Here is a 26,623-nt window from a genome sequence, read left to right on the forward strand (position 1 = left end):
TGTTCATAAAAGAGGTAAAACTCTGTATAAGTTAGCCAGCTCAGCTTAATTCGTAGTCAGGCCTTACTTGTCCACGCGCTACCAATAATGCGAAAGCGCCAAGGCAGGGTGGCTGCTTCATCACCGGCATAGGCCAGGCCTACGCGCGGGCTGCGCTTCACCTGCTCTTCGGGTATTGTTTCGCCATGGTCTTCCAGCCAAAGCACGTCGCCTTGCAAATCGGTGCCGGTGAGGGTGGGCGTGATGTTCAGCGCCTGTGTAAGCAAGCCCGGACCAGCAGTCAGCTTCGGCGAAACTACCGTCTGGCTCCGCCGCTGAAGCATTATTTCTATACCCTCCAAGGGCTCAATGGCCCGAATAAGGACTGTATCAGATTTATCGGCCTCATTGGTGCTGATGTTGAACAAGGTATGCCGCTGATACACCTGGTAGAGGTAAGCACGCCCACCCGGCTCCAAAAGGGCCTGAGCATGAGTTCCACGCCGCTTGATATGCATTGTCAGCGAATGGTCGCCGACGTGAGAATAGGCTTCGGCTTCCACGATGCGGCCACCCGTCAGCTCGCCGTTCAGGTTTGAAAACACATGCTTACCAAGTAGCTCGCGGGCAATCTGCACCGGATCGGGGCGACGGTAGAAGCTGGGGGGCAATTTAGTGGCCATAGTCTATTCTATCAGGTCGTTTTTCAACTTCTATACGGCTACAGGCATGTTGGTACTTGCTTGCGGGAGCATCTTCATCATACAACCAGCGTTATATTCGGCTGAATGCCGCTATCTTTGCGCCCGTTATAGGTGGCCAGACCCCGATTGTGGGGCGAGGCTGAAAAGGGAATCCCGTTCAAATCGGGAGCTGTCCCCGCAACTGTACGCTTCATAGGATGGTGGGCCAATCCCCCGGCCACTGTTTCGTTGAAAGCTTCTGCTGTATCAGGAGCCCGAGAAATGGGAAGGCGGTACCACCCGAAGCAAGCCAGGAGACCTGCCTGTACAAGTTCAATGTTCAGCGCTTTCGGAGGAAAGGCGGAGAACGAATGCAGTGGCCGCTGTGTGCGGTCGGTTTTCCTGTTTTCGGCCTCGGCTTCGCGGTGGTTTCCTGCTTTTGGAGGAAGTTATGCGGGGTTTTGAACTGAATTTTCCTAAACCGAAAATTTAGTTCGGATCATGAGTACACACAGATTTTGGCGGCACGAGCCGTTAGTAGCGTTTGGGTTGCTGGGGGGCGTTTTGAGCGCCTTTCCCAGTCAGGCCCAGTCAAACGCCAACGCGTCTTCCTCTCCCGATTCCAGCCAGCTTTCCACCGTTCAGGTGCTGCCCGACGTGCGGGTGCAGGCCGCGCGCCCTGGTCGGTTTGCCGTAGGCAGCCGCCTCACCACCGTCGACTCAGTGGCGTTAAGCCAATATCGGACTGGTACCCTTACGGATGTATTGGCGGCGCGCACGCCGTTGTATATCAAGAACTACGGGCCCGGCCAGCTATCATCTATTACCATCCGAGGCACGTCGGCCCGGCACACGGCGGTGCTGTGGAATGGCTTCAATATCACCTTGCCTTCTCTAGGAGAAGCTGATTTTGCCTTATTACCTGCTGGGGCCAATACGCGCATAGATGTACAGCATGGTCCGGCCGGCGCTACCTACGGCACCGGCGCCGTGGGCGGCACCGTATTGCTTTCTTCCCCTATTCGCTGGGGAGCGGGCGCACAAGTAAGCGCGCAGCTCGATGCTGGCCAGTATGGCTTAGGCGCGGGTAGCCTTGAAGGCCGCTTTAGCAACCAAAAAGTAGCTATGCGTACGGCGGCCTCCTACCGCGAAGCCCCCAATGACTTTCCCTACAGCTCACCCGAAATAACGGGCTTGGTGCGGCGCCGCCAGCAGAACGCGGCGACCCGCCAGTGGAGCCTCAGCCAGGATGCTACCCTGCGCCTGGGCGAGCGCGGCGAGCTAACTGCCGCCGTTTGGCTCACCGATGCCGACCGGCAGCTGCAGCCCGCCATTGGCTCGGGCAACAACCACGCTCGCGAGCGGGACCAAAGCCGCCGTCTGCTGGCCGGCTATCGTCATGTAGCTTCCGGGCGTCATGAGTCGGCGGTGCGGGTGGCGTGGTTTGAGGATGTTATTAATTATCAAAATGACGACCTGATGAGCAATTCGCGGGTTCGCACGACCCAGGCTCAGGCCGAGCACACCTTCACTTTCAACTCAAAAGCCAGCTTGCGCGTAGGCGGTGAGGCCCAGCACTTCGCGGCCGCAGTAGATGGCTACGGGCGGTCCGTATCCGAAAACCGGTTCTCGGGCTTTGGGCTGCTGCGCTACGACCCTATTCCTCGCTTGCAGCTCACAGCCAATCTGCGGCAGGCGTTCATCTCGGGCCGGCGGCCACCACTTGCTCCCACGGTAGGAGCCGAATGGCAGTTTTGGCAAACTCCGGCTCAGCAGGTTTCGCTGAAAGTCAGTGCCTCGCGCAGCTACCGCGCTCCTACCCTGAACGAGCGTTTCTGGCGTACCGGCGACCCAAATCTGCGGCCCGAAAACGGCAGTGGCTACGAAGCTGGCTTGCGGCATCAGTTCACCCAAAATGCTCCCTGGAGTGTACAAACGGAGTTGACGGCCTATCACCAGCTGATAGACGACTGGGTGCAATGGCTGCCTAATAACCAAGGCGCCTACACGCCCCGCAACCTGCGCCAGGTGCGCGCCCGTGGCCTGGAAGCCAGCTCCCAGCTGACCGGGCATTGGGGGGCTTATTCGCTCACGGCTCGCGCAGCTTATGGCTTCACTCAATCGGAAAAGGTAAAAGGCCGCGCCGAAGACCCTGACCCCGCGGGCCGACAGCTGCCCTACGTGCCGCTGCATTCGTTGGCTTTTACTACCGACCACAGCTGGCATAAGTGGCAGCTTACCACGGGGCTCACGTTCACCGGCTACCGCTACACCGACGCTTCGGCCGTCGATTTCCTGCCGTCTTACACCCTGCTCAATGCCAGCCTGGGCCGGACACTGCCCATTACTCCGACTTGGGCGCTGATGGTACTGGCCCAGGGCTTCAACCTCACCAATAGCGACTATCAGGTCTATGCCTATCGGGCTATGCCGCCGCGCAATGCCACCCTCAGCCTACGCCTAACCTGGCGCTAATAATTTCCCTCTCTTACCTCTTTTTTATGTTTCAACCACGTCTTTCCCATTTTCTCACCCGCACGCTGCTAGTCGGCATCGGGACTTTCACATTAGCCAGCTGCGACCCGGATAGTGATGGTCCGGGTGCCCCTCCCGCCCCGGCCGGCAACAGTACCAACGTTTATATTGTGAATGAAGGGCAATTCAACACGCCCAACGGCGCCATCAGCCTGTTCAGCAAAACCTCCGGCACTGTAGTCGACAACAACCTGTTCACTAGCGCAAATAATCGTCCACTTGGAGATGTAGTGCAGTCCATGACAGTGGTGGGCGACCGGGGTTACCTGGTAGTGAATGCGACGGGCAAGGTGGAAGTCGTGACAATGGCTAACTTTCAGGCGGTGGCTACCATTACGGGTTTCCAGCAACCTCGCTACCTGATAGCGGTGAATGCCGACAAGGCTTATGTCACGGAATGGGTGCAGCGGGGCCAGCCCGGCCGCGTAGCCGTCCTGGACTTGCGCACGAACACCATAACCAAGACCATTCCCGTGGGTCGTCAGCCCGAGCAGCTCCTCCTGGCCAATGGGAAGGTGTACGTCACGAACTCTGACGAAAATACGGTCAGCATCATCAACCCAAGCACTGATATAGTAGAATCCTCGATTCAGGTGCAGGATGGGCCCAGCAGCTTGGTGCAGGACAAAAGCAGTAATGTGTGGGTAGCGTGCACCGGTATTACCCGCTACGGCCCGGCTCCTACGTTTGCCGTGGTTTCGTCCACCACTGGCAGCCTGATTCGCTTTAATCCCAGTTCCCCGGCCACTCAAACGAGTCTGCCGTTTGCCACTGGCGGGCCCAGTAGCCTGACTACCAACGGCAATAAGGATCAGCTATATTACCGCTACCGCGGGGGGTATACCAACTCGCGGCCGGAGCCAGCACACTGCCAACAAATCCCCTTATTCGTCGCAGCTTCTACGGCCTCGGCATTGATCCTAAGGACAACACGATCTACGGCTCTATCGCCCCTTTCACCACCACGGGCAAGGTAATTCGCTATCAGCCCACGGGCATGGCCATCGATTCATTTGGCGTGAACATTGGCCCGAACAGCTTTGTATTTTATTAGAACCTGGTTTTCACGGTACAAAAAAGCCCCCCAGAATTGGTCTGGGGGGCTTTTTTGTACCGTGTTATTTACTGCGGGCCAGCCTTGCCATCCACGTTTTCGTCGCGGCGGTCAGCGGCTTCGTCATACACTTGCTTGCCGGTTTTTACGGTCGAGGTATCGGAAGCAGTACCGTTGGTGGCGGCATCGGAGGTGGTGTAGAGCTTATCGTCCGGGTCGTTGGCATCCGCTCTGTTTTCATTTATCTGCTCTTTCGCGGAGCCGATTTCTACGTTCGTATCGCCGGGGTCGGTGCCAGTGCTGCCACAGCTAGTAAGGGAGGCGACAAAAATGCTCCCCAGGAGCGTAATTAGAGATAAAAAAGAGGTTTTCATGGGCTGGGTACAAGGATATACAAGGCAATAAAAAGGGTCAGACTATGATACGGCAGTTTGGGGTGGTAGTTGGTTTCCAGCGAAGACTATCCCGGGCCGAACTAGAAAATTCAAATGAATGTATGTACATTAGAATCCGCAAACCGAACCTCAACCCTTCGTTTATGCCTTCTTCTTCAACCCCATTGGGGGGACGTTTAGCTGAGGAATCCGACGGTCATATTGACCTCCGCGTCCTGCTTCGCTCAGAATATCCTATCTTGATGGCTGCCTATCAGTCTGACGGCCAAATCAGCACCTCCGAGCTTATCTGTCCGGATGCCGCTACTCTTACCGAATTGGGCACCTAGGGCCCATAGCGGCCGAAGCGTTATCTCACCGTTTGCATGCCGAGGTCGGCTTGCCCATCGCGCAGCTTATCAAGCAACTGAATACCTGGCCCGATGAGGACCAGGCACAGTTCCCGCAACACAAGCTACTGGATCTGGTAGCCGCGTGGCGGGCTCAAAAGTTCTGGAAACAATATCTTTGTCGTTCTGCTTACTCTTTTGCAATGCCTTCCAGTCGCTCTGTACTAGTCACTTATCGTCCATTGTTGCGCCGTACGAGCGTAATTGCGGGCATAAGTCTGGTACTCGCCGTTTTGCTGGTTGTTTACGTATTCGGTGTACAGAATGAATTGTTGGTCCGTGTGTTTGGCGCATTTTTTTATTTTTCTGGCTCTTAGCCGTTACCTTTTTAGGTGTTGTCCCCTTTATTAATTGGGCAGCAGCTAATTGGTTCGGTCCGGGTTGGGCAGTAGATCAGCCTAAATCCGATCAGCGTGCGCGTTCAGTTGCAGTTCCTAACTCCCCATCGCGGAAGCCGGCTCGTCTGGCCCCGCGCTCAGACCAAAAACCAAAACCTCGCCCGTGAAGACTACCCTGCTCTACATCAAAAACATGGTTTGCCCGCGCTGCATCGAAGCCGTGCATCATCTGCTCGAACAAGCTGGGTATCAGCCAACAGAAGTAAAATTGGGCCACGCCCAACTAAATCATTCCACGCCCGTCGACCCCGCGACCGTGGCGCCGCTGCTTCGTGAAGCCGGCTTCGACGTGTTGACTGGCCGAGCCGAGCAGCTTACCGAACAAATTAAAACGTCGTTAGGCGAATACCTGGAGCACCTGCGCACCGCGCGCATGCCGCTCACTACGTCGGCCTTCCTCACCGACCGGTTTTCGGCTACGTATTCGCACCTGAGCAAAGTCTTTTCGCGCACCGCCAATCTCACCATTGAGAAATACTTGATTCGCCTCAAAATTGAGCGCGTCAAGGAGATGTTGAGCTACGGTGAGCTGACGCTCAGTGAAATAGCTGACCATATGCGCTATAGCAGCGGTCAGCATCTGAGCAATCAGTTCCGGCAGGTAACAGGCCGTTCCGTCAGCGAATTTCGCCGCGACCTGATGCCCAAGCGCATGTCGCTGGACGAATTATAGGAAAGCTGGGGGGCAAAAAGCCCCCCAGCGTCCGGGCATAAGCTGCCAGACACATAAACTATACCTCCTGCGCAAAACAATGGCAGGGTGGCGGAACGGATTCGCGCGCTGTCTCGGTTCGGTATCTTTATGCCCTTTTCCGTTGTTCTGCCGTCGTGACCAGTCTTCGCATTCTTCTTATAACCCCGCCGCTTACCCAGCTTAACACGCCGTATCCGGCCACTGCTTACCTGAAGGGTTTTCTGAGTGCGCGCGGCTACGCCAGCACCCAAGCTGATCTGGGGTTGGAGCTGGTACTGAAGCTTTTCTCGAAGGCGGGGCTGCGGCGCGTGTTTGCGACTATTGAGGCCGGGAGCTTTGAGCTTTCCGATAATGCCCGGCGGATGGTGCGGCTGCAACGCAGCTACTTGGCTACCGTTGAGCCGGTTATCCGGTTTTTGCAGAACAAAGACAACACGCTGGCCCCGCGCATCTGTCACGGGCGCTTTCTGCCCGAAGCCTCCCGCTTCGATAACGTAGCTGACTTGGATACGGCTTTTGGCACCATGGGCCTCACCGATCAGGCGCGCCACTTGGCTACGCTTTATCTCGAAGACCTCGCCGACTTAATAAAAGAAACTGTAGGGCCGCAGTTTGGCTTTTCGCGCTACGCCGAAAAGCTGGCGCTGTCCGCTACCAGCTTTGAGCCGCTTTATGAAGCCCTGCAAGCCCCACCCAATTTGTTGGATGAGCTGCTGCTGGAATCATTCGACGACTTGGTGGCTCGCGTTGAACCCGATGTAGTAGGTTTCACGGTGCCTTTCCCAGGCAATCTATATGGCGCATTGCGCCTCGCGGGGCGGGTGAAAGAGCTACGGCCGGCAGCCAAGACTCTCATGGGCGGCGGCTACCCCAATACTGAGCTGCGCCAGATCCGGGAGCCGCGCTTCTTCGACTATATCGATTACCTCACACTGGATGATGGCGAAGGACCGTGGTTGCGGCTGCTGGAATATCTAACGGCGGAGAAAGATAATCAGGCAGAGCTGTTAGCCGGTCATGCTGAGCTTGTTGAAGCATCTCGCGTGTTTAGCGGGAGTACTAATTCAATTAAAGACGCAAGACGTTCTCTTCCTGAGCAAGACAGCTATGCAGGCAAAAATCTTCTCCAACGCACGTTTTTACGCAATGAAGCTGGTGAGGTAGAATACCTGAATAATACCGAGGCTCCCAATATTCCGCACCACGAAGTAGGTACGCCCGACTATAGCGACTTGCCGCTGAGCGAGTATTTGTCGGTAATTGAGGTGCTAAACCCCATGCACCGGCTCTGGAGTGATGGCCGCTGGAATAAGCTCACGGTGGCCCACGGCTGCTACTGGAAGCGCTGCTCCTTCTGCGATGTCACGCTCGACTATATCTCCCGTTACGAAACGGCCCCTGCTGCCCTCCTTGCCGACCGCATCGAGCAGATTGTGCAGCAAACCGGCCAAACGGGTTTTCACTTCGTAGACGAAGCCGCCCCGCCTCTTGCCCTGCGCGATTTGGCCGTGGAGCTACTGAAGCGTCGCACCAATATTACCTGGTGGGGTAATATCCGATTCGAGAAAACCTTCACTCCCGACCTGTGCCGCTTGTTGGCAGCTTCGGGCTGTATTGCCGTATCAGGTGGCTTGGAGGTAGCTTCCGACCGGCTGCTGGCGCTGATGGAAAAAGGCGTCACCATTGCCCAAGTGGCCCGCGTAACGGATGGCTTTACTCAGGCGGGCATCATGGTGCACGCGTATCTGATGTATGGCTTCCCGACCCAAACCGCCCAGGAAACAATTGATTCGCTGGAAGTAGTACGCCAGCTATTTGCGGTGGGCGTCATTCAGTCGGGCTATTGGCACCGCTTTTCCATGACGGCGCATAGCCCTGTGGGTAAGAACCCGGCGAAGTACCAGGTAGTGCCTGTTGGTCCGGAGCCCGGCGACTTTGCCTGGAACGACCTCTGGCACGACGACCCTACCGGCGCCGACCACGAGCAGTTTGGGCCGGGCCTGGCCAAGGCGCTTTACAATTATCTGCACGGCGTGAATCTGGTCGAGCCGCTTTCCTTCTGGTTCGATTTCAAAGTACCGCGCCCTACCCTGCCGCGCCACCTGATTCAGCAGGCCGTGGAGGAAGCACCCAAGCCGGATTTCGCGAAGCAGAACCTGCGCCTGTTTTGGCTCGGCAATGCCCCGGAGCTTCGGCTGGAGTCAGGCAAAAAAGCCCCCCAGGCCGTGCTAACTTTCTACGAGCAAGCTGAGGACTTCGAAATAAAGACGACGCCCGCCCTGGGCCAATGGCTGCACACGCTCTGCACCCAGCTCACCACCGATTACGACACCAAAGTGCTGTTGAAAGAAGTGGCCAGCAGTTTTCCAACGGCAGAAGCTGGCTTTTCCTTCGAGCGTTTCCTGAGTTCGGCCACTTGGCTGAAACTGCGAGAGAAGGGTTTATTGCTGTTTTAAGGGCTACCAAGTGGGCTTTTGCCCCCCACTCCTTTTATTGCTCCAGTCGCTCGCGCAGCCAGGCGGTGAGGTCGTCCACATAGCTGGGCACCGGCCGCGGCCATTGCCATTTTCCATTTTGGGTGCCTGCTGGCAGCAAGAGCTGCTGGTCGGCGCCAGTATATATCCGCACCACGGAGCCCCGACGGCGGTCGGCGTTTCCCCGTAAGCGGTTGGCGCTGACCTGCACATTAAGGGCTGTATCGGCCCCGCCATACAGCAGGAGTACGGGTACACGCACCTGCTGCCAAACTGCTTGGGGGTCAAATAATAGTTCCTGCCATTTAGGCTGCTTCAGCTCGTCTCGACTGGGCACCCAGGTGGGCAGACCAGTACTGGCCGCCCACGACTGGGGGGCAATTTTCTGCAGATTGCGGTGCAGCTTTGTTGTGTCGCCCCGGCCTTCGCGCCGCACATATTGCTCCAGCTGGGTGCGGGCAAGCGCAACCAAGCGGCGGTCGGCCGCGCTGGCATCCTGCTTTCGCAAGGCACGATCAATTTGTTCGGTGTCTCGGGCTGCATTGGAGGTTCCGGGCGCGCCCAAAGCCACGACGTATTTTATTAAACCGTTCTCCTTATCGTCTTGGCTGGCCGCCATTGCCAGCGCGGTAGCCCCGGTGCCGCTACCTACCAAGCCAATCTGTGTGGTATCGACGCCCGCAACGCGCTTCAGCGCCCGAGCAGCCGCTACTATATCTGTTGCCAGCGAATCGGGACTGACGCTGGCACCAGCCGTAGCCGGACGCCCAGCCACCAGCATAACCACCACGCCGCGCCGCGCCAGCAAATCAGTAAGTATCTGCATGGCCAATGGAGTACGCTGGGGGACATTTTGCAGCATTACAACAGCCGGATGCACTTGCAGCGTATCATCTGGCATGAGTACCGTTGCCGGCAGCATCCTGCCGCTACTCGGTACACGCAACGGCTGTTCGAGATAGGGCAACGGCTCGGCCTCCCCACGACGCACCATCAGAATTTCGGCCTCCGTAGAGTCAGCGGTAAATTTTCCTTTCAGAAAATCACCCTCGCGGGTAAAGTTGATAACGAAATCAGTGGTTGCGCCCGTGGCCCAGCGCACCGTGAGGCGCGGATGATGATACGTTATTTGTTGCACTGGCAGGCTCAGATTCTGCCGATCAGCCAAGCGCACCTCGCCTTGCAGCTGGCCCGGCTTTACTTCCCGCAGATCGAGAGTGGCGCGCAGCTCCGTGCCCTGATAGGTAATCGGCCCCTCAAAATGCCCGGTAGGTGGCGGTAAGGTTGCCGCTTCTCGCCCGTCGGTAGAGCAGCCACTGAGCAGATAAACCAGCAGAAACGGCAGCCACCAGTGAAGTGGTTGGGCTGATAAAATGGACTGTAAAGAGGTAGCGCGCCGGTCTTTTCGCACAGCAGGAGGTTTGGTGAGCAGTACGGCAAAGTAACGCAGTTGGCGCGGAAGACGCGTCTGCACTTCCTCTTCTGCCTTATTGAGCTGCTGGACAAGTGTATTAAATGACTGCCTAATACAGGAGCACAGCCATCCAGCTTGGGGGCTTTTACAATCCTTTGCGCAGGATCAAATCGTTCTGAATATCATCGCCCAACTGAAACTCATGGCGACCTATCTCCTTGAACCCAAAGCGCTTGTAAAACTCTACTGCCCGGCGATTATGCTCCCAGACCCCCAGAACGATGGTGCGACAGTTGTGCGTTCGCGCTTCCTCTATCGCCCGGCGCATGAGCGTAGCGCCCAAGCCCGTGCCCAGCCAATCTTCCCGCACGTATAAACGCTCAATTTCCAGACGGCCAGTTGCTGCCTTTCCTTCTTCGAGGCCCATAACAGAGTTCAGCGATAACTTGACATAGCCCACCAATTCCTGCTGCATATGGGCCAGCAAAAATGTAGTCTGCGGGTTTTGCAGCTCAATCAGTTGCTTTCCAAACTGAAGTTTTCGGCCAAATAAGCGGCCATATCCTCCGGCCGATTGTCAGCAGCGAAGGTAGCCTGGAAGGTTTGGCGCCCTAATTCAGCCAGTTGAGCAGCTACCGGAGCGGTACGTTTGGCCACCGTAATGCGGAGCGGAGAAGACATAGTAAGCCGGGAGTAAAAACGGTGCAAAGCTACACCGGGCGCAGGCAGCCGCCGCAAAATCAGGAGATGGAGTGGTCGCCGGGCTCGTCGGAAGCCTTGCCATCGCGGCGCATTCGCCAGCCAAAACGGATCATGAGCACTGCCACCACCAAGGCTATCACACTCATTGTCAGGCGAAACGTATCCAGGGTGTTGCTTTGCCAGGCAGCATAATGGCCGGGCAGGCGAATAAGCTGAAGCACAAACAGCGTGACTCCCGCTATCAGATACAAATAGCTACGCGAACGATTAGCCGGCAAATCAGCCATAGCGGATGCATTCAAAGATAAACATCAAACAAAAGCCCCCCGAGGGCAACTCAGGGGTACAAGCGCTGCTCTAACGCAGCGCCTCCCCCACCCGATACGCGCGGTAGTTGTAAATTGATTTATGCAACGTATTTTTGTTCTACCAAGCCCCCGCGAGAGTAGCTCAGTTGGTAGAGCATCAGCTTCCCAAGCTGAGGGTCGCGAGTTCGAGCCTCGTTTCTCGCTCATGCATAAAAAGCTCCCCAGCAGCACTGCTGGGGGGCTTTTTGGTATTCATGGCAGTGCCTACAAGCTTCTCCTCCAGTCATTGTAAAAGAAGAGATTCCGGTTTCTAGTGCTGGTCGAAGTAGGCTCACAAGACTGCATCTACCTTGTCGCGGGTAGGAGGCTTGCTGAGAAAGGTGGCAATATTAAGTTCCTGCACCCGTTGCACGTTCCGCCCATGCGAGGAGACAGATAAGTATGACGATAATGATGGTTTCATGCAGATGGGCCATCGACAGCTACGCGTGCATCCAGAAGCTCGAAGCTGTCAAGTGCGCGCATCTTACACAGCCAGCAGGGACAAGGCGAGGAGCAGCCTTATGATGGCGGAACCAGATGCCTACAGCAGGGTTCGGCGCGACACTGAACGAGCGGAGCGGACGGGCCGCTCGTCGTTGATCTGCGGAAAAGCGTAGCGCTACGTGATTGCGAACTGGCGCTGGTAGTGGAGCTTGAGGATGGTATCCATCTTCTCTTTGGTCAGAGGCTTGCTGACCAGGCCGGCAATGGGCAGAGACTCCATGCGGCCCAGATCGATGGAACTCATGGAAGCGGTGTGCATAACAATAACCACAGCCTGCTGCTGAGCCGCGGGCAAGTGCTGGTAAGCGTCGAGGAAGGCCATGCCATCCATACCCGGCATCTTCACATCGAGCAGGACCAGAACCGGGCTGCTGGGATTCGCGTTGGCGCTCAGATGATCCAAAGCGGTTAGTGCATCCGCGCCGTCGGTGGCCGCCAGGTAATGGTCGGCTACGCCGAGCTGCTTGAGCAGGCGTTCGTTGAGGTCATTGGTGAGCGGGTCGTCGTCGACCAGCAGCACACTGGAAAGCTTTACCATAAAGAAGCAGAACACCGGGAAAGGCTGGCCGTAACCAACGGGTTGCAGAAAACGCGCAGCAGCAAAAGTAATGCCGGGGCGGCCCGCTAGGGCAATTCAATAAAGAAGGTGGTGCCTTCCTGCTCGCGGCTTTCGAGCCAGATGTCGCCGCCGTGCAGCTGCACAATTTGCCTGGCGATGAACAGCCCCAGCCCCGTCGTAGTCTCGCCCTGCAGGCCCGCGCGTCGCGTGGGGTTAAACTTGTCGAACAGGTTGCTATGCAGCTTGCCGGGAATACCAATCCCCGTGTCCTGCACCGTCAGCCGAACCTTGCCCTCGTGCGCCCGCGCGCCTACCGTGATGGTGCCCCCGGCCGGGGTGAACTTGAGCGCGTTGCTCAGCAGGTTGTCCAGCACCCGGCCGAACTTCTCGAGGTGGAGTCGCCCGTGTACAGGCTCCGCCGGCAAGTCTAGGGCCAAGGCTACCCCCTTTTCCTCCGCGGCCAAGCGGTGCAACTCGAGCCGCGTCGCCAAGTAAGCGCTTAGATCCGTCGGGCGCTTGTCCAACCCGTGCTGGTCGAGGTCTCCCACGTAAAGCACGTCTTCGAGCAAGCTAGTGGCGTGAGCGCAAGCCCGCTGGATGAGGCCCAGGTAGTGGACCATTTCCGGGGGCGGTGGTCCTTCTCCGGCCCGGCCCGCCACCTCCCGCTGCAGCAAATCGACGAGCAACTCGATGTGGGCGATGGGCCCCTTCATGTCGTGGGTGGCCAGGTGCAGGATAGTCTCCTGCGAGTCATAGAGGCGTTTAAGCTTGGCGTCCAAGCTCTTGCGCTCGGAGATATCCTCCAGGATGGTATAGCCCAGCTCGGCTCCTTCGTCGGGGAACAGCACGGACGTAACCTGGCACCAAAAGGAAGAACCATCAGCGCGTACCAGGCAGGTTTCCAAGCTGAAATAGGGAAGCTTGTGCTTCCACAAGCGTTGCTGCAACTCGTGCCAGTCGGCGCGGTGGTCGGGGTGAGCAAACTCGAGGATGCGCCGACCGATGAGTTCGTCGGGCCGGGTATAACCCAACATGGTCACCACGGCCAGGTTAACCTGGCGGATCATCAGGTCAGGGGTAATGATTTTCTGGCCTAGCGGCGAGTTTTCAAACACGGTGCGAAAGCGCGCTTGGCTCTGCTGATATCGATCGTTTTGGGACTCCTGCTCTGCCGCGGCTGCCTGGCCCGCACGGAGTTCACCGTTTTCTTCGCGTAGCACATGGATTTCAGCCTCGTGAGACTCAGGGTTGGGTGGTGGGAAGGGAGCGTCAGACATAAAGAGAAGCAGGAGTTGGCCTGTAAGGTACGGCTTTAGTTGAGGGTATGGCAGGTGAACCCATCAAGCCGGCAACCCGCCAACAGCCTCTTGCGCTGGTCCTTGAGGTAACTCCGCCGCACCTTTTACCCCTCCGCGTTCCAGTAACGGGATAGAGCGGAAGCCCGCTAAAGCATAAGCCTGCTTTTGGTCTTTGGTAGTACGCACCAGAAAGGTATGAGTGCCTTCGGCTAGGGCAGGTTTTGTAAACCACGCTCACGGTAGCCTTGCCTTCCTCGTGATCAGTCGTCTTACTCATGTTCTGAGCGTAGACCACGCGGCTAGCCTTAGCTGCTAATGAGGCCGACAAGGTAAAAGCAGGGCAGCTACCTATCCGGAAAAGATGCTGGAGGCCACATAAGAATACTTCTTAGCGAGCAGTTGGTACGTCTCATCAGCTTTCTAAACTGGGGGTCGCGAGTTTGAACTTCATTTCTCGCTCATACACAAAAAAGCCCCCCAATTGTGCCGTTGGGGGGCTTTTTTCAATGCAATCCTTAACAGTGTAAGCGCCAAGCCTCTTTAGTGGTTAGCGGCTGCGCTTAAGTTCTCACTGACAGTAGTATCCCACGCTTTTGCCAATACCTTATCGAGGCCGTAGATGTCGGGTAGCTGCCGGAGCTGACTGCCATCGGCGTCGCAGGTTTGATAGCGTATCATTAGCGGAACGGAGGCGTACAGCCCAAAGTACCTGGTTTCTCCCTCGTTGAGACTATCGCTCATCTTCTCCACCCAATTGCTACTCGCCTTGCCAGCATCACGCTCCACCAGAAAGCGAGCCAGTGCCCACGCATGCTGCACCCGGATGCAGCCGTGGCTCAGGGCACGGGTGTTGGCCTCAAACAACTCCCGATCAGGAGTATCGTGCAGGTATACTTCGTGGGGGTTGGGAAAGCGAAATACCACGTTTCCCAGGGCATTGCGCGAAGAAGGCGCCTGCCTGATCTGATACGGAAACGCAGCGGGTGTGACTGTTTTCCAGTTCACCCGCGAGGCATTCACACGTTCTCCGGCCTGGTTGTACAGCCGGAGGTGGCGGGAGCTCAGGTAGCGAGGATTGCGCTTCAACTTGGGCAAAACTTCTTTGGTGGCAATGCTATGCGGCATCCGCCATTCGGGTGCCGTCTGAAAAAGTTGATTGCGCTGTACAGCTCAGGCGTTGGCGTAGCGGCTTTGCCCACCACTACCCGGTGGCTGCGCACTACCTGCGGGCCGCGCACCACCTGTAAACTATAGGCAGGAATATTAACGACCAGATAGATAGAATCGGCGCGGGGCTCCCAGCGTAGCCGCTCCAGGTTGAGAGCCACGGAAAGCGCCATTGTACGGGCCGCCACCGTATCCGACGCCAATAAGCGCTGCCACGCCCACAGCAGCCGCACATAGCTCCGACTCTTGGGCTGCGCCATCAGCATATGCTGCTCAAAATTGTTGCTTTGAAGCGCTTGATGAAGGTGAATAGCGACGTTGATGAGTTCGCTCTCCGTCACCTGCGAGGGCCGAAGCGTGCTATCCTGTATTCGGCCGTGGCTCAGATGTTGGGAAAACAGGATGAGCGCCGCCGTAAGGCGGGTTTCGGCTGCCAGGCGTTGCCGGACCTGCGTGGGCGTTGTCCGTAGTGAATCGAGCAAAAATTGCAGGGCAGCGGCCTCATACTCGGAGGCCTTGAGCCCGTACCGCCGGGCCTGCAACAGCAGGGTAAGCGCTGCCTGCGCGTTCTCAGTTGGGCCAGCGTCGGTGGTCCATACCGGCCTGAAATCGACGAGCGTATAAAACAGCTGAACTTGTTCCTGAATACTAGCTTCAGCAGATAAAGATTTGGTGGCGTATAGCTGGCGGAGCTGAACCGCGACATCGGTCGTTGTTTGGCCTCCTCCTGCCGACAGCTCATCAGCATCGCTGACGGTATGGGCCTCTAAACCGATGCTTTTAAACAGCACTAACAGAGCAACAGCATACGTGAAGCGTAGGCGAGGAAACATAACCGAAAGGGATAAATAGTATTATCAATATTTAACTATTAAATATGATTATGACTAAAAGTACCACAATGGCAGCCTCTAAGCTGACATTTTCTTTCAACGCCGCTTTTAGCCACATGAACACGGCAATTTGCTTTACCAAATAGTATTGCCACTCAGGAATCAGGCCCATTACGGCTTAGCTTAACACCGCATATATCAGCTTCTTACATATCTTCAATTTACCGAATCGCAGCCATAAGTGAAAGGGCCCAGCGCGAATAAATTCGTGCGAAAGTGGAAGCCTTGCTACACTTTCTTTACTGCTCTCCGATTGTAAGCTGTATGAATTTAGGTCACTGATAATAGAGCTTCTTGCCTTTAGTCACGCCCCAAAACTCCAGCAGCTGCGCGTTATTATCCGATTGTAGCGGATCGTTTATCTTTTCCCAGGCCATTACGGTGCAATCGCTGTCGAGCTGAACAATTGGCTCGGGCGAATGGGCCAGCTGCTGCAAAGCGGCGCGCTCACACTGGTTGTTGTTGGTCATCCTGAGCTTATCGGCATTCATAAAGATGGCCGCAAACAGCACCACTCCTCCTATATACCAGCGGCGAGGCCGCCCCTCTAAATATTGCAGCAGGTAATAGGTGGAAGCGCTGTAGAAATACATCAGGCCCAGAATAATGGGCAGAATAGAATCGCGGCGCAGGATGAGGGGCCGGTAGTTGCGGTAGCCCCCAAGCGGCAGCAACAGAATATAGATCAGCGTGAATAGGCCCAGCAGTTGCCCAATGCGCAGCCACCGCTGGCTGGCGGCACTGGGGGGCAAAAACCGACGAATTAGCTGAGCATTGACCAGCCCTATCAGCACAAGCAGCGGAAAGCCGAGCTTGCCAGTGAGTTGGCGAAATACGCCCTGCGGCACCAATTTATACCGCTCCCACACGGGCAGCGTGGCCGTCAGGTTTTCGAAGTTGTTGCGGCCGATGTAAAGCGAGTACAGGCACAGAATGCCGAATAGGCCTAACAACAGCACTGAAATAAGAGGCACTCGTTTCGCCTGAAGCAGCCACCCTATTGCATCTGACCGGCCCAGAGTTGCTGGCCAATACCTTCTTATCCAGTACAGCCCGAGGCTCACAAACAGTACCAGCACTGCTCCTGTCACGATAGGCCCGTTGAAGGCCAGCACCACCATGAGGGCGGCGAACAAAGGAACGACAAACCACGGTAACTGCAAGCGTTGCTGATGGAAGGCAGCCCGGTAAAAGGGCAACAACAACAAGAGCAGCAAGGCCAAAGGGAAAGCGTAGAAAAAAGTGTACGTAACCGAATGGTCGATGACGCCCATCTGTCCATTGTAGCCAGCCGTTTGAAACAGCGGCACCAGCAGCGCTGCGGGCAGCCACAGCCGCCGGTCGGTGAGGCGCCGCGCTCCGGTGCTATACACCGCCAGCAGGTACAACAGCAGCGCCTGCACAGCCGTTTTGAATAAGGCGCAGGCCACGTAAACGCTACTGATAGGCTCGGTGAAGCGCTGGAGCCAAAGCGGAACCGACTTGAAGTAGACAGCCATGGCCGCGTGGGCAAAATACCGGTTAGGGCCCGCGTACACCTCGTTTTTGGCTATTACCGCCCAGCCAAAAGGGTCTTGCAGCACTTGGCTATACCAAGTGCTTGGCAGCACGATGGCAGCTAAGTCGCCCTCCAGCGGTATCTGATAATTCTGAATGGCCGAGTAGCCTAAGTCAAGCAAAACGAATAGGGCGCAGAGCCACACTACGTACCGTTTGTTCATGTAAAGCTGGTAATAGAAGCGGGCAAGCGCTGAGGAAGGTAATCTGCTATTGGAAAGACGAGGCAAAGGTAAGTAGCGGTTATATCGTGCGACTTAGTTTGCCCGAACAAAAAAAGCCCCCCAGCATTATAGCTGGGGGGCTTTTTTATACTACTAGTTGTTTACCGGATTAGTCCTGCAAGACAATGCGGGTAAACTTGTTCTGCTTGCCGGAAGTTAGGCGAACCATATAGATACCGGCGGCCAAGCGGCCTTTCGTAAACTTGAAGGAGAAGTTTTCTCCGGCCCGGCCGGTTCCTTCCGCTACCACACCTACTACGGTTCCCTGCATGTTCATTACCTCCAGACGATAGTTACCGGTCTGGGTGAGGGTAAAGTCAAGCCAGGTTTGGTCACTCGTGGGGTTAGGAGTAGCCGTCAGGGTCAGCACTTCCTCAGCAGCCACCTGCGCCTCGGCCACTAAGCCGGAATTTGATGTGCGCTGGCATTCGCCCAGCGAGGCACCGCGCGCCAAGTGGTCGGCTACGGTAGCCATATTGACGCACATTGGCCGGCCGTTATAGCACACCAGCACTTTGTTGCGCAGGAAGATAAAGCCACAGCGTACATCAAGAACGACCACACGTATAGTAGTTGTGCGGGCACAACCATCCTTGTTGGTGCTGGTTACGATGAGTTCGTAGGTTCCGGCAGTTCGGGGAGTGAATACGGTACTGGCGCTTGAGAGGTCGCTCAGGCCGGGAACAAATGCCCAGCTATACGTGAACGTAGGATCACCGCTGGCTTCCAACCTGATGCTCTGCGGACCATAGCCCAGGTAAATAGTGCTGCGGCCGGGCTCAACCGAGGTACCACCGATCGGGGTCACGGTAACAACAGGAGCTGCGCAGGCATATATGGGGGGCAAATCGAAGGCTTCTACCTGGTCGATGCGGCTAGTGCTTAAGCCCTGCTTGGCACTGAAACCCAAACCACGCTTAGCAAAAGCCCTCCAGATCAGTTCTTGGTCAACCCCACCACTATTCTGAACGTCGGCCAGAAGGATAGCATCACGGCCATCAACGAAGCCGGGCCGGCACGCTTGCAGCTTCAACCCGTCGATGACCAGTTGCATTGCCATGTTGTTACCGCCTGTGCCGTTGTACAGGTCTTCGTCGTATCCGTACTTGTTGATCAACTCCCAGGTCATGTCCCAGAGCATCGTAGACCACACAAAGCCAATACCGTGGGGCTGGCTGATAGCAGCCGTGTTGTTGGTAGCGGCATACGTGACGTTGTTCACGCTAAAGTCGGTGCTGTAGGGAGCGGGCCGAATTCCCCGGGCAGTGGTTGGCTGGCCTGAAGCATACGTGCCGATACCGCGTACTTTGCTGCCCGTGTCGCCGGGCTTGATGGTCATCATCAGACCGAACCAGTCGCTCCAACCCTCGCCCATCTGCTCGGCGTTGTTGAGGCAGGTAACGTTTGCCGGACCACCCGTGAGGCGGTTAGAGATGCCATGCCCGTACTCGTGCGCAATGATGCCGTTATCAAAATCGCCGTCAATCTCAGGACCGGCGCCGTCATTTTTGAGTGCAACCGTTACTTCCGTCTGGGCATCCAGCAGGCTGCGAATACCAGCCCCATCGGCTTGGCTGATCATCACCGCCGGAATAATGATGGCGGGCTGCGGTACTGTTGGGGTGCCACCCATGATGATGGGCGCACCAGGAGCGTTATTAATGACGACCACGGCAATAGCGCCGGCAATCTGCGCGTTCTGCACCTTATCAGCAAAGCCACAAGTACCACGATATACTACGGCGATGTTGCCATTGATGGCAGCGGCGTTGGTGAGCGCGCCGCAGCCCTCTTCGCTCTTGCCAGTCGGCGTCGTGACGGGGGCCACAGCCACCACGAGCTTGCCGGTTACGGGCGTAGACGTCAGGGGCCGGCTGAAGGCAGCCTCTATGGCCTGGTACGCGCCAGCCAACGTGGAGGGCGACGTAACGCGAAACCGGTTCTGGTCGGGAATACCATTCCACAGGTACATCTGCATGACGGGGGCAAAGCCGTCGCGGGGCGTTCCGAAGTTTGCGTTGTTACGAGTAGTTACTCCGGGAGGAGGCACAGGAATATTTCTGCTGTCCTGTGCTTCGGCCAGTACCGGGTCATTTGGTGCGCCACCCTTGCCAAAGGTATCGTACTGGAAATTGCCGCTTACCTCATCAAAGCCGTACTGGTACCACATATCGTGGACAATATTATTCCAGTAGAACAGGTTAGTAATAGCAGCATCCCGGTACGTTACGGGCTGCTTGGTCAAGTCAACGGGGAAGTTGAAATTGAGGCCTGCGCCACCGTCCGGGCTATAGCTGGTAGTGTAGTTATTCTTGTTGTCTGGGTCTTCGTAGGCAAACACGTTATTACCACGCGTGGTCGTAAAAGTGCCCTCCGGAGAATAATGCCACCCTTTTGGCGAGGCATTTTTGTCGGCAGCGTCCGTGCTTACCAATACGCGCGGTCCGTGGCTGGGGCTCTCCGTTAGGAGCGGATATACGTTGTATACATTGGTCGTAGGGTCTGCCGCCAGGCCCGTCGTCGCGAAGTTGAGCGACTTAGGCTCTACCGCCCGCTTGTAGCTATAGCTGTCGGTTATGGGCACGCCGCCGGGTCCGTCGTTGTCGAACTCACAGTGGGCCACTAGGTTGTCTTTCTCCAAGAACTCGCCCGTGGCGGCATCTACGCGCACTACCCACCAGTCTTGCGCGTCCAGGTTATGAATCGTCACCTCCCAGGCTAGCCGCAGGGTACCGTCCGGCATGGGCTGATACACCAGGTTAGCCGGAATCGACTCCAGCGAAATGCCCCCCGAAGACAAAAGCACCGCTTCATTTTTGCCGCCTTCTTTCTTCAGCACAGACAGCGGTTTGCTGACGGCCACATTCAGGTGCTTGGCCGCTGCGGCTACAGCTGCCTGAGCCGTCATGCTTGACTTCGCCGCTTTTATTTTTTTGCTGACGCCCGTCGTAAAATTATTACTTACCTGCACGACCTTATCATCCTTGCCCAGGCTCATATTGGCAACGGCATTGTGAATCGCAATGCCCTGATACGTCTGCTGCAGGTACAGATGCTTTACGCCGCTTTTCTTTGAGAAGGACTCACTGCTGAGCTTCACGTCGGCAATGTCCTGATCCGTCAGCTGAAGCGCCTCCTTGTTTTTTTTCAGGTGTTGAAGCGCTGCTTGAGGCACTAGTTTTTGCTCAGAACTTATTTGGTTCTGACTGAATGAGTTGTGGCCCCCAATTAGCAAAGCAGCCCAGAGCACTGGCTTCGCTAAATACAGTAAGTGTTTCTTCATTTTATAGCTATTAGGTGAATAAGTGCCCTGAAAGTATCATTTTTATATAGCCATTCTTATAATTTATTACATTTAACATAATTATGTACATTATAATATCTTAATAATACATTCTTATAGTCATCCAGCGGAGAAAGAACGTTTTCTTTGCTGGAATAAACTCATATCTATTTGACTAGTAGTTTATTAACTATTACAACAGGAATAAAATTCGGATTTTCACTGGGTATAAGATTAATAAGCCACATAAAAAAAGCCCCCCAGCACAATTGCTGGGGGGCTTTTTTGTATTTTTTATTATTTATTAATTACTAATACCCCTTACTATAAACTGTTGAGGCTACAATATGACTGTAGCGGGCAGCTGGCGCAGCCACGCTGCCGCCGATAGTTCATCTTCAAAAAGCCGGTAAGTCATGGCGGCCTCCCGGGCTTCTACCATCATCTGGCTTACCGACAAACGAGCGAATACATCCTGAGGGATCAATACGGCCCCATAAATTTGGCTTCCTTCCGCGGTGCGCGTTATCCAGTAATCTACAATCCAGAGTCGTTCTTCTTCCGTGAAAGGTGCCATCAGGCGCTGGTCGCCCAACAGCTTATACCACCCGCGCCGTTGTAGCAGCTGACTCGTATGGGTCAGGAAAGCTTTCGTATGGTCAAGCTTACGAACGCCCGCATTATAAATTACGTAGGCGTAGCCATCGGGGTGTTCTAATATCCGGCCAACCGGATTTTCAAAGTAGACACGCAGTGCGGTAGCGGTTAACATAGAAGCGGCTCGTTTTTAAACTCCTCAGTGATTAGACAAGCTGGTCACTGCACTGGAAAACATCAATTTTCTGGCCTGAATCTATAATCAAGGTTGCATAAAACACAAAAAAACCCCTCAATGAAGTACCTGGGGGGCTTTTTTGTAAAAATAAAGGCGAATTGAAGTGCTATATAGTTTCTTGTTAATCTCTCTTGGTCTTTAGCATTTGGCGAAGTTGAGCCAGTTCATCACGGTACTTGGCGGCTTGTAGGAAGTCGAGGTCTTTGGCGGCGCCTTCCATTTGCTTCTCGGTTTTCTTGATGACTTTTTCCAGCTCATCGCGCTTCATGAGCGCAATGACCGGCTCGGCAGCCAATGTCAAAGTGTCGGTATCGGGGCCAGCGTAGGCGGCGGGCTCGATGCGGCGCATATCCGACAGCGACGTTTGACCCATGATTTCGTCGTGCGATTTGCGCACCGTCCGGGGCGTGATGCCATGCGCCTCGTTGTAGGCAATCTGCACGTCGCGGCGCCGATTCGTCTCGTCGATGGCGCGCTGCATGGAGCCGGTGATGCGGTCGGCGTACATAATGACTTTGCCTTTATCGTTTCGGGCGGCGCGGCCCATGGTCTGAATCAGGCTGCGCTGGTCGCGCAGGAAGCCTTCTTTGTCAGCGTCCAGAATCGCTACCAAGCTTACTTCGGGCAAGTCCAGGCCTTCGCGCAGCAGATTCACCCCGATCAGCACATCGATTACACCCAGGCGCAGCTGGCGCAGAATCTCCACGCGGTCCAGGGTTTTCACGTCGGAGTGCACGTAGCTCGACTTAATGCCCAGCCGCTCCATATACTTCTGTAGCTCCTCGGCCATACGCTTGGTGAGCGTGGTCACGAGAATCCGGTCGCCCATTTTCACGCGGTTGTCCACTTCGTCCAGCAGGTCGTCGATCTGATTAGTACTAGGCCGAATATCGATTTCGGGGTCAAGCAGACCAGTAGGCCGGATAATCTGCTCAATAATCACCCCACCGCTGGTTTCCAGCTCATAATCGGAAGGCGTAGCCGACACGAAGACGACCTGCCGATACATGCTCTCGAACTCGTTGAACGTCAAGGGGCGGTTGTCCATAGCCGAAGGCAAGCGGAAGCCGTACTCCACCAGGGCCGTTTTGCGGCTCCGGTCGCCGCCCCACATCGCCCGAATCTGGGGAATGGTGGCGTGGCTCTCGTCAATGACCATCAAATAGTCCTGGGGGAAATAGTCGAGCAGGCAGAACGGGCGCGAGCCGGGCGTCCGACCATCGAAGTAGCGCGAGTAGTTCTCAATGCCTGAGCAGTAGCCCAGCTCCCGAATCATTTCCAGGTCAAACTCCGTGCGCTCGGTGATGCGCTTGGCTTCCTGATCGCGGCCCTCCTTCACGAAGTAGCCCTGCTGGGCCATCATATCGAATTGAATCTCCTTAATGGCTTGGTGCAAGGTGTCTTTGCCGGTCACGAAGAGGTTGGCGGGATATAAAGTCACACTTTCCTCATCGGCCAGCTTCTTGCCGCTGTCGGGGTCGATGCGGTGAATGGCTTCTATTTCATCGCCGAAAAAGAACAGGCGGTACGCGAAATCAGCGTAAGCGGGAAAAATGTCCACGGTGTCGCCCTTCACCCGGAACGTGCCACGCGTAAACTCTACTTCCGTCCGAGAGTATAGAATCTGCACGAACTGGTACAGCAGGTTATTGCGCGAGTAGCGCAGGCCGGGCGCCATATAAATGACGTTTTTGCTGAACTCCTCCGGGTTACCGATGCCATAAATGCACGATACGGAGGCCACCACAATCACGTCGCGGCGTCCGCTGAGCAGCGTAGCAGTACAGTGCAGCCGCAGCTTCTCGATTTCCTCGTTAATGGCGAGGTCTTTCTCGATGAAAACATCGGTGCTGGCAATGTAGGCCTCGGGCTGGTAGTAGTCGTAGTAGCTGATGTAGTACTCGACGGCATTGTTCGGGAAAAACGCCTTGAACTCGCCGTAGAGCTGAGCCGCCAGAGTTTTATTGTGGCAGAGGACCAGCGTCGGCTTGCCAGTCTGGGCCACCACGTTGGCCACGGTGAAGGTTTTGCCGGTGCCGGTGGCTCCGAGCAGTACCAGCGCCGGCTCCCCGCTTTCTACGCCGGCCACGAGTTGGGCAATGGCTTTAGGCTGGTCGCCGGTAGGCTTGAACTCGGAAGTAAGTTTGTATTCCATGCAGGGAAATATAGCCAGAAATGATAGCCCATGATAACTACGTAGCGTGAGTAGAGGTTTCCGGGAAACAAAAAAAGCCCGACTAAATCAGTCGGGCTTTTGAAGGTGCTGGGGGGCAAATTTTGGCAGAAACAGGCATACAGTCCCGACGGCGAGTAATTGAACCTTAGCGCGGGTCGCGCCATACCATGCGAGCATTGGTGGCCTGCGTAGAAAAATCCGGACATTGCCCGTCGCCTCTACCCGTTATTCCGCCGCTGGGGGCGCAAATAACATCTCCGCAGGCGTTGTAGAGGTAGTTAAACTGGTCGCAGCAGTCGCTGGAGACGAGGTAAACCGTCTGCCCTTGGAACGTGTACTCGGTTATTTCGGCGGCGGGGTTCTGCTTGGGCTTGGCCTGTAGCTCCGCTACTTTGGCGTCAACAAAGCTGGGACAGGCTGCCGTATTCTCGTCACCGCACTGGAAGGCGCTGAGGAGACTTGTTAGAAGGAAAAGCGTGAATAGCCGTTTCATGGGGAAATTTGATTTATAGTGACTTAGGGAATATCAAGCTCCCCAAAGCAGAACCAACTATCTGGGCATGAAAGTCCAAACCCCATCAAAAAATTGGATGGTGGTGCTCTCACTATCATTAATATACGACTCCGGATAATCTTCACCTTTGGGTTTCACATGCCAGGCCAGCACAGTTCTGGTTGGCGTTTCACTACTGCGAAATGTATAGTAGCCTAACTCCGCAGTCAAGCATTCATCCTTGAAATCTTCTGCTTTATAACTGGTAGACTGTTTATTATAGTTTACGAACTCTTGGAAAAATAATGACCTCACCTGAGCTAAGGACAAAGTGGGTTTAGGGGAAGTTGTGGTAGTAAATTTTTCCCCCATGAGGAAATAATACTTACCCTCTTTAAAGTGATAGCCTAACTCACCAGTAAAGACAGGCAGTCCACTAGCATACTGAGCAACGTGTACGTGTACGTAGTGGTTGGTTTTCCCGTCCAAGGCCAAGTCTTCCTCGCTGAAGCGGGTAAAGCGTAAATCCTTCAGGCTGATATTGTTTTGCTGAAAAAGACGTACGGCTGTTGCCTGCTCTGCCTTGGTTATCCCATGCGCATCAGAGGAAGTCGCAACCTGCTTAATACAGCCCTTCCCAACCAAAATCACATCGTCTAAATCGTTCTTTGTACAAGCGCACAAGCCTAGTAGGGCAGCAAACAAATAGAATTGAATCTTCATAGTTGTACTGTTAGCGTATTACCGTTGGCGATTTTTGCCCCCAAACTCCACGCTGGCCTCCAGACCGACAGAATACGGCCGGGAGCGCCTGAAAAAAGAACCACCGGGGTTTTGGTTGAGCGTATTCAAGCCAGCTTCAGCGACGGGCCCGAGGGCCAGGCTCCAGGTAGCATCGGTGGGCTGATAGCGGACGCCGCCGCCGCCCCGCACCGACGCCAAGACCTTGCGGTAGGGCGAATCGGAGGATGAGAGGGTATAGCTTCGGGCGGAGGCAGCGCTATCGGCTACTTCCGTGCGGCTCTTGAGGAGCAGGTTTACAGCAGCCCCAACTTTAGCATACACTGACCAGCCCGTCTTGGCCGAGCCATACCGGATAGCAACTGGCACCCCCACCGTGCGATAATTAAACTCCGTCTTGCGTTGGCCTATGTACGATTGAGCTGAACCAGAGCGTGCAGCGAAAGCTGAGCTACTATTGTTAAACGCATAAGAGGTTTTGGACGAAGCCCGTTGCTGCGCCGTTTCGATGCCGGTAACCAGCGTCAAACGCTCAGTTACAGGATAAGCAGCTGCTAAAGCAATACGTTGCGCCGGGCCAGCCTGGAGGTTGTCGCGGTACTCAGCTGCCCCGTCCTGATAAGAGTTTTGGAATTGGAAATCGGCTGAGGAAGGAAGGTTATTACTTAGGGTTATACCTCCTGATGAGTTTCTAAGGCTCCCGCTGCTTACGCTGGCAAAATCAATATTCGGATTGTAGGCACTAGCTGCAAAAGCACCGCTGAGGCGCCATTTGCTACGCGTACGTTCTGGTTTTTCCTCTTTGGCGGTTTCCTGGGTGGCATTTATTGCGGCTTGGCCTAACAGGCTGGCTAATGCTGGAAGCGACTCGGCTTGTAGCGTTTCGGGGCGCTGAGACGCGGCTGCCACCGTATTTTGTTCAGCAGCCGCAGGTACTGGCCGTGCGGGTAGCCAATTTGCCCCCCGCTCATTTTGCAAGCCTTCTATGCTTAGCACCGATGGCGCAAAGCCAGAACCATAGGCACCATTACCCGCCTGGCGCTCAGTAGCAGTAAGTGAACTGCCAGTAGCGCTCCCTGAGCCTGATGGGGTGTTGTTTGCAGCCACGCTGCTACCTGACTCAGACTCTGTAATTCCCACCGCCGATTTAGCGGCCCGCAACAGGGTGCTTGCTACATCATCCGCTGTTGATGGCAGCGTTGCAGCCTGGGTTGCCGAAGCCGTAGAAGCTAAATTTGACTGCTGGCTAGCTGCTGCCATATCAGTAGATGTAGTAGCGCCTTTGCGCGCCTGGCTATTGGTGGCGCTGCTACGCGGTGTGCTTAGCGGAGTCTCAGCAGTTGCCTCAGGACGCGCAGTGGCCGCTATTTCAGTGCCGGGGGGCAAATGTGGGGCGTTGTGCAGCAACAGCCAGCTGCCGCAGCCCAATACCAGCAGGGCGCAGGCAGCTGCCACCCAACGGTGCAGCAGTAAGCGCCGCCTATACGAGTCGTTCTGCCGAACCAACAGCTCGTGGTCGAGCTGCTCCCAGACGTGCTGACGAGGCACTACTTCTGCCTCGCCGAGCTTCTGTCGGAACAAGTGCTCCAAGTCGCCGGTGGGCCGGGACTCGTTGGGTGTATGATTATTTGCGGAAAGTGCCATTGCTGCGATGCGCGTCGAGGCGCTCTAGTTTAGTTTTCAAGATGACCCGGGCCCGGGAGTACTGCGATTTACTGGTGCCTTCGGAGATACTCAGCAGCTCGCCAATTTCTTTGTGTCCATAGCCTTCGATGGCGAATAGGTTGAACACCATGCGGTAGCGCGGCGCCAGCTCCTGCACCAGC

Annotated in this window: 24 protein-coding genes, 1 tRNA gene and 1 riboswitch; of the genes, 7 read left to right on the plus strand and 18 right to left on the minus strand. The window is 55.6% G+C overall.

The genetic code is table 11. The features are described from left to right. Positions 1–56: 56 nt before the first annotated feature. Positions 57–662, minus strand: a complete 606-nt coding sequence (locus MKZ35_RS13565; protein ID WP_482513780.1) for a DNA-3-methyladenine glycosylase — start codon at positions 660–662, stop codon at positions 57–59. Between the two features lie 113 nt (positions 663–775). After that, a riboswitch (cobalamin riboswitch) is annotated at positions 776–1,003 on the plus strand. Between the two features lie 160 nt (positions 1,004–1,163). Here MKZ35_RS13565 and MKZ35_RS13570 point away from each other — a divergent pair. Continuing rightward, a complete protein-coding gene (locus tag MKZ35_RS13570; protein WP_482513781.1) occupies positions 1,164–3,137 on the plus strand; it encodes a TonB-dependent receptor in 1,974 nt (657 codons plus the stop codon). A 26-nt stretch (positions 3,138–3,163) separates the two neighbouring features. Beyond that, positions 3,164–4,174 (plus strand): YncE family protein, encoded by a 1,011-nt coding sequence (locus tag MKZ35_RS13575; RefSeq protein WP_482513782.1) that lies wholly within the window; start codon positions 3,164–3,166, stop codon positions 4,172–4,174. Positions 4,175–4,319: 145 nt separating this feature from the next. Here MKZ35_RS13575 and MKZ35_RS13580 read toward each other — a convergent pair whose 3' ends face one another. After that, positions 4,320–4,625, minus strand: a complete 306-nt coding sequence (locus MKZ35_RS13580; RefSeq protein ID WP_482513783.1) for a hypothetical protein — start codon at positions 4,623–4,625, stop codon at positions 4,320–4,322. A gap of 164 nt (positions 4,626–4,789) precedes the next feature. Here MKZ35_RS13580 and MKZ35_RS13585 point away from each other — a divergent pair, with 164 nt between their 5' ends. From MKZ35_RS13585 to MKZ35_RS13600, 4 genes are all read left to right on the plus strand, one after another. Then, complete coding sequence (locus tag MKZ35_RS13585; protein ID WP_482513784.1) at positions 4,790–4,975, plus strand: thioredoxin domain-containing protein; 186 nt, start codon at positions 4,790–4,792, stop codon at positions 4,973–4,975. A gap of 32 nt (positions 4,976–5,007) precedes the next feature. Further along, complete coding sequence (locus tag MKZ35_RS13590) at positions 5,008–5,352, plus strand: hypothetical protein (protein WP_482513785.1); 345 nt, start codon at positions 5,008–5,010, stop codon at positions 5,350–5,352. A gap of 184 nt (positions 5,353–5,536) precedes the next feature. Beyond that, positions 5,537–6,106 (plus strand): helix-turn-helix domain-containing protein, encoded by a 570-nt coding sequence (locus MKZ35_RS13595; RefSeq protein ID WP_482513786.1) that lies wholly within the window; start codon positions 5,537–5,539, stop codon positions 6,104–6,106. Between the two features lie 155 nt (positions 6,107–6,261). Continuing rightward, positions 6,262–8,583: a B12-binding domain-containing radical SAM protein gene (locus tag MKZ35_RS13600; protein ID WP_482513787.1), complete on the plus strand. Its 2,322-nt coding sequence runs from the start codon at positions 6,262–6,264 to the stop codon at positions 8,581–8,583. Between the two features lie 34 nt (positions 8,584–8,617). On the opposite strand, the gene MKZ35_RS13605 is transcribed toward MKZ35_RS13600, so the two are convergent. The 4 genes from MKZ35_RS13605 to MKZ35_RS13620 form a co-directional block, all read right to left on the minus strand. Beyond that, positions 8,618–10,075, minus strand: coding sequence for an alpha/beta hydrolase family protein (locus tag MKZ35_RS13605; RefSeq protein ID WP_482513788.1), 1,458 nt, complete (start codon positions 10,073–10,075; stop codon positions 8,618–8,620). Positions 10,076–10,160: 85 nt separating this feature from the next. Further along, complete coding sequence (locus tag MKZ35_RS13610; RefSeq protein WP_482514749.1) at positions 10,161–10,535, minus strand: GNAT family N-acetyltransferase; 375 nt, start codon at positions 10,533–10,535, stop codon at positions 10,161–10,163. Further along, positions 10,532–10,696 carry a hypothetical protein gene (locus MKZ35_RS13615; protein WP_482513789.1) on the minus strand — a complete coding sequence of 55 codons (165 nt, stop codon included), beginning with the start codon at positions 10,694–10,696 and terminating at the stop codon, positions 10,532–10,534. Before MKZ35_RS13615 ends, MKZ35_RS13610 begins: the two co-directional genes overlap by 4 nt. Positions 10,697–10,755: 59 nt before the next feature. Then, a complete protein-coding gene (locus tag MKZ35_RS13620) occupies positions 10,756–11,019 on the minus strand; it encodes a hypothetical protein (protein WP_482513790.1) in 264 nt (87 codons plus the stop codon). A gap of 137 nt (positions 11,020–11,156) precedes the next feature. On the opposite strand from MKZ35_RS13620, the gene MKZ35_RS13625 reads away from it, so the two are divergent. Further along, a tRNA-Gly gene (locus tag MKZ35_RS13625) sits at positions 11,157–11,229 on the plus strand. 457 nt (positions 11,230–11,686) lie between these two features. On the opposite strand, the gene MKZ35_RS13630 is transcribed toward MKZ35_RS13625, so the two are convergent. The 12 genes from MKZ35_RS13630 to MKZ35_RS13685 all read right to left on the minus strand — a co-directional run bounded on the left by MKZ35_RS13630 (position 11,687) and on the right by MKZ35_RS13685 (position 26,619). Beyond that, positions 11,687–12,109, minus strand: a complete 423-nt coding sequence (locus MKZ35_RS13630) for a response regulator (protein WP_482513791.1) — start codon at positions 12,107–12,109, stop codon at positions 11,687–11,689. 86 nt (positions 12,110–12,195) lie between these two features. Further along, positions 12,196–13,407, minus strand: a complete 1,212-nt coding sequence (locus MKZ35_RS13635) for a PAS domain-containing sensor histidine kinase (RefSeq protein ID WP_482513792.1) — start codon at positions 13,405–13,407, stop codon at positions 12,196–12,198. Between the two features lie 561 nt (positions 13,408–13,968). Then, on the minus strand, positions 13,969–14,514 hold the full coding sequence (locus MKZ35_RS13640; protein WP_482513793.1) for a L,D-transpeptidase family protein: 546 nt from the start codon (positions 14,512–14,514) through the stop codon (positions 13,969–13,971). Further along, entirely contained in the window at positions 14,511–15,428 is a 918-nt protein-coding gene (locus MKZ35_RS13645; protein WP_482513794.1) for a L,D-transpeptidase scaffold domain-containing protein, read from the minus strand. The genes MKZ35_RS13640 and MKZ35_RS13645 overlap by 4 nt, the downstream gene beginning before the upstream one ends. Positions 15,429–15,763: 335 nt before the next feature. Continuing rightward, complete coding sequence (locus tag MKZ35_RS13650) at positions 15,764–17,209, minus strand: hypothetical protein (RefSeq protein ID WP_482513795.1); 1,446 nt, start codon at positions 17,207–17,209, stop codon at positions 15,764–15,766. A 169-nt stretch (positions 17,210–17,378) separates the two neighbouring features. Further along, the gene (locus MKZ35_RS13655; RefSeq protein WP_482513796.1) at positions 17,379–20,444 is read right to left on the minus strand and encodes a T9SS-dependent M36 family metallopeptidase; all 3,066 of its coding nucleotides are present in this window, start codon (positions 20,442–20,444) and stop codon (positions 17,379–17,381) included. Between the two features lie 448 nt (positions 20,445–20,892). Further along, positions 20,893–21,324: a hypothetical protein gene (locus MKZ35_RS13660; protein ID WP_482513797.1), complete on the minus strand. Its 432-nt coding sequence runs from the start codon at positions 21,322–21,324 to the stop codon at positions 20,893–20,895. Positions 21,325–21,508: 184 nt separating this feature from the next. Beyond that, the gene (gene uvrB / locus MKZ35_RS13665) at positions 21,509–23,542 is read right to left on the minus strand and encodes an excinuclease ABC subunit UvrB (RefSeq protein ID WP_482513798.1); all 2,034 of its coding nucleotides are present in this window, start codon (positions 23,540–23,542) and stop codon (positions 21,509–21,511) included. Between the two features lie 166 nt (positions 23,543–23,708). Beyond that, positions 23,709–24,056: a DUF6970 domain-containing protein gene (locus tag MKZ35_RS13670; RefSeq protein ID WP_482513799.1), complete on the minus strand. Its 348-nt coding sequence runs from the start codon at positions 24,054–24,056 to the stop codon at positions 23,709–23,711. Between the two features lie 57 nt (positions 24,057–24,113). Then, entirely contained in the window at positions 24,114–24,779 is a 666-nt protein-coding gene (locus MKZ35_RS13675; protein WP_482513800.1) for a hypothetical protein, read from the minus strand. Between the two features lie 18 nt (positions 24,780–24,797). Continuing rightward, complete coding sequence (locus MKZ35_RS13680) at positions 24,798–26,441, minus strand: hypothetical protein (RefSeq protein ID WP_482513801.1); 1,644 nt, start codon at positions 26,439–26,441, stop codon at positions 24,798–24,800. Next, positions 26,422–26,619, minus strand: coding sequence for an RNA polymerase sigma factor (locus MKZ35_RS13685; RefSeq protein ID WP_482513802.1), 198 nt, complete (start codon positions 26,617–26,619; stop codon positions 26,422–26,424). Before MKZ35_RS13685 ends, MKZ35_RS13680 begins: the two co-directional genes overlap by 20 nt. Positions 26,620–26,623: the final 4 nt, after the last annotated feature.

It is taken from the genome of Hymenobacter sp. R533113, from assembly GCF_056835965.1.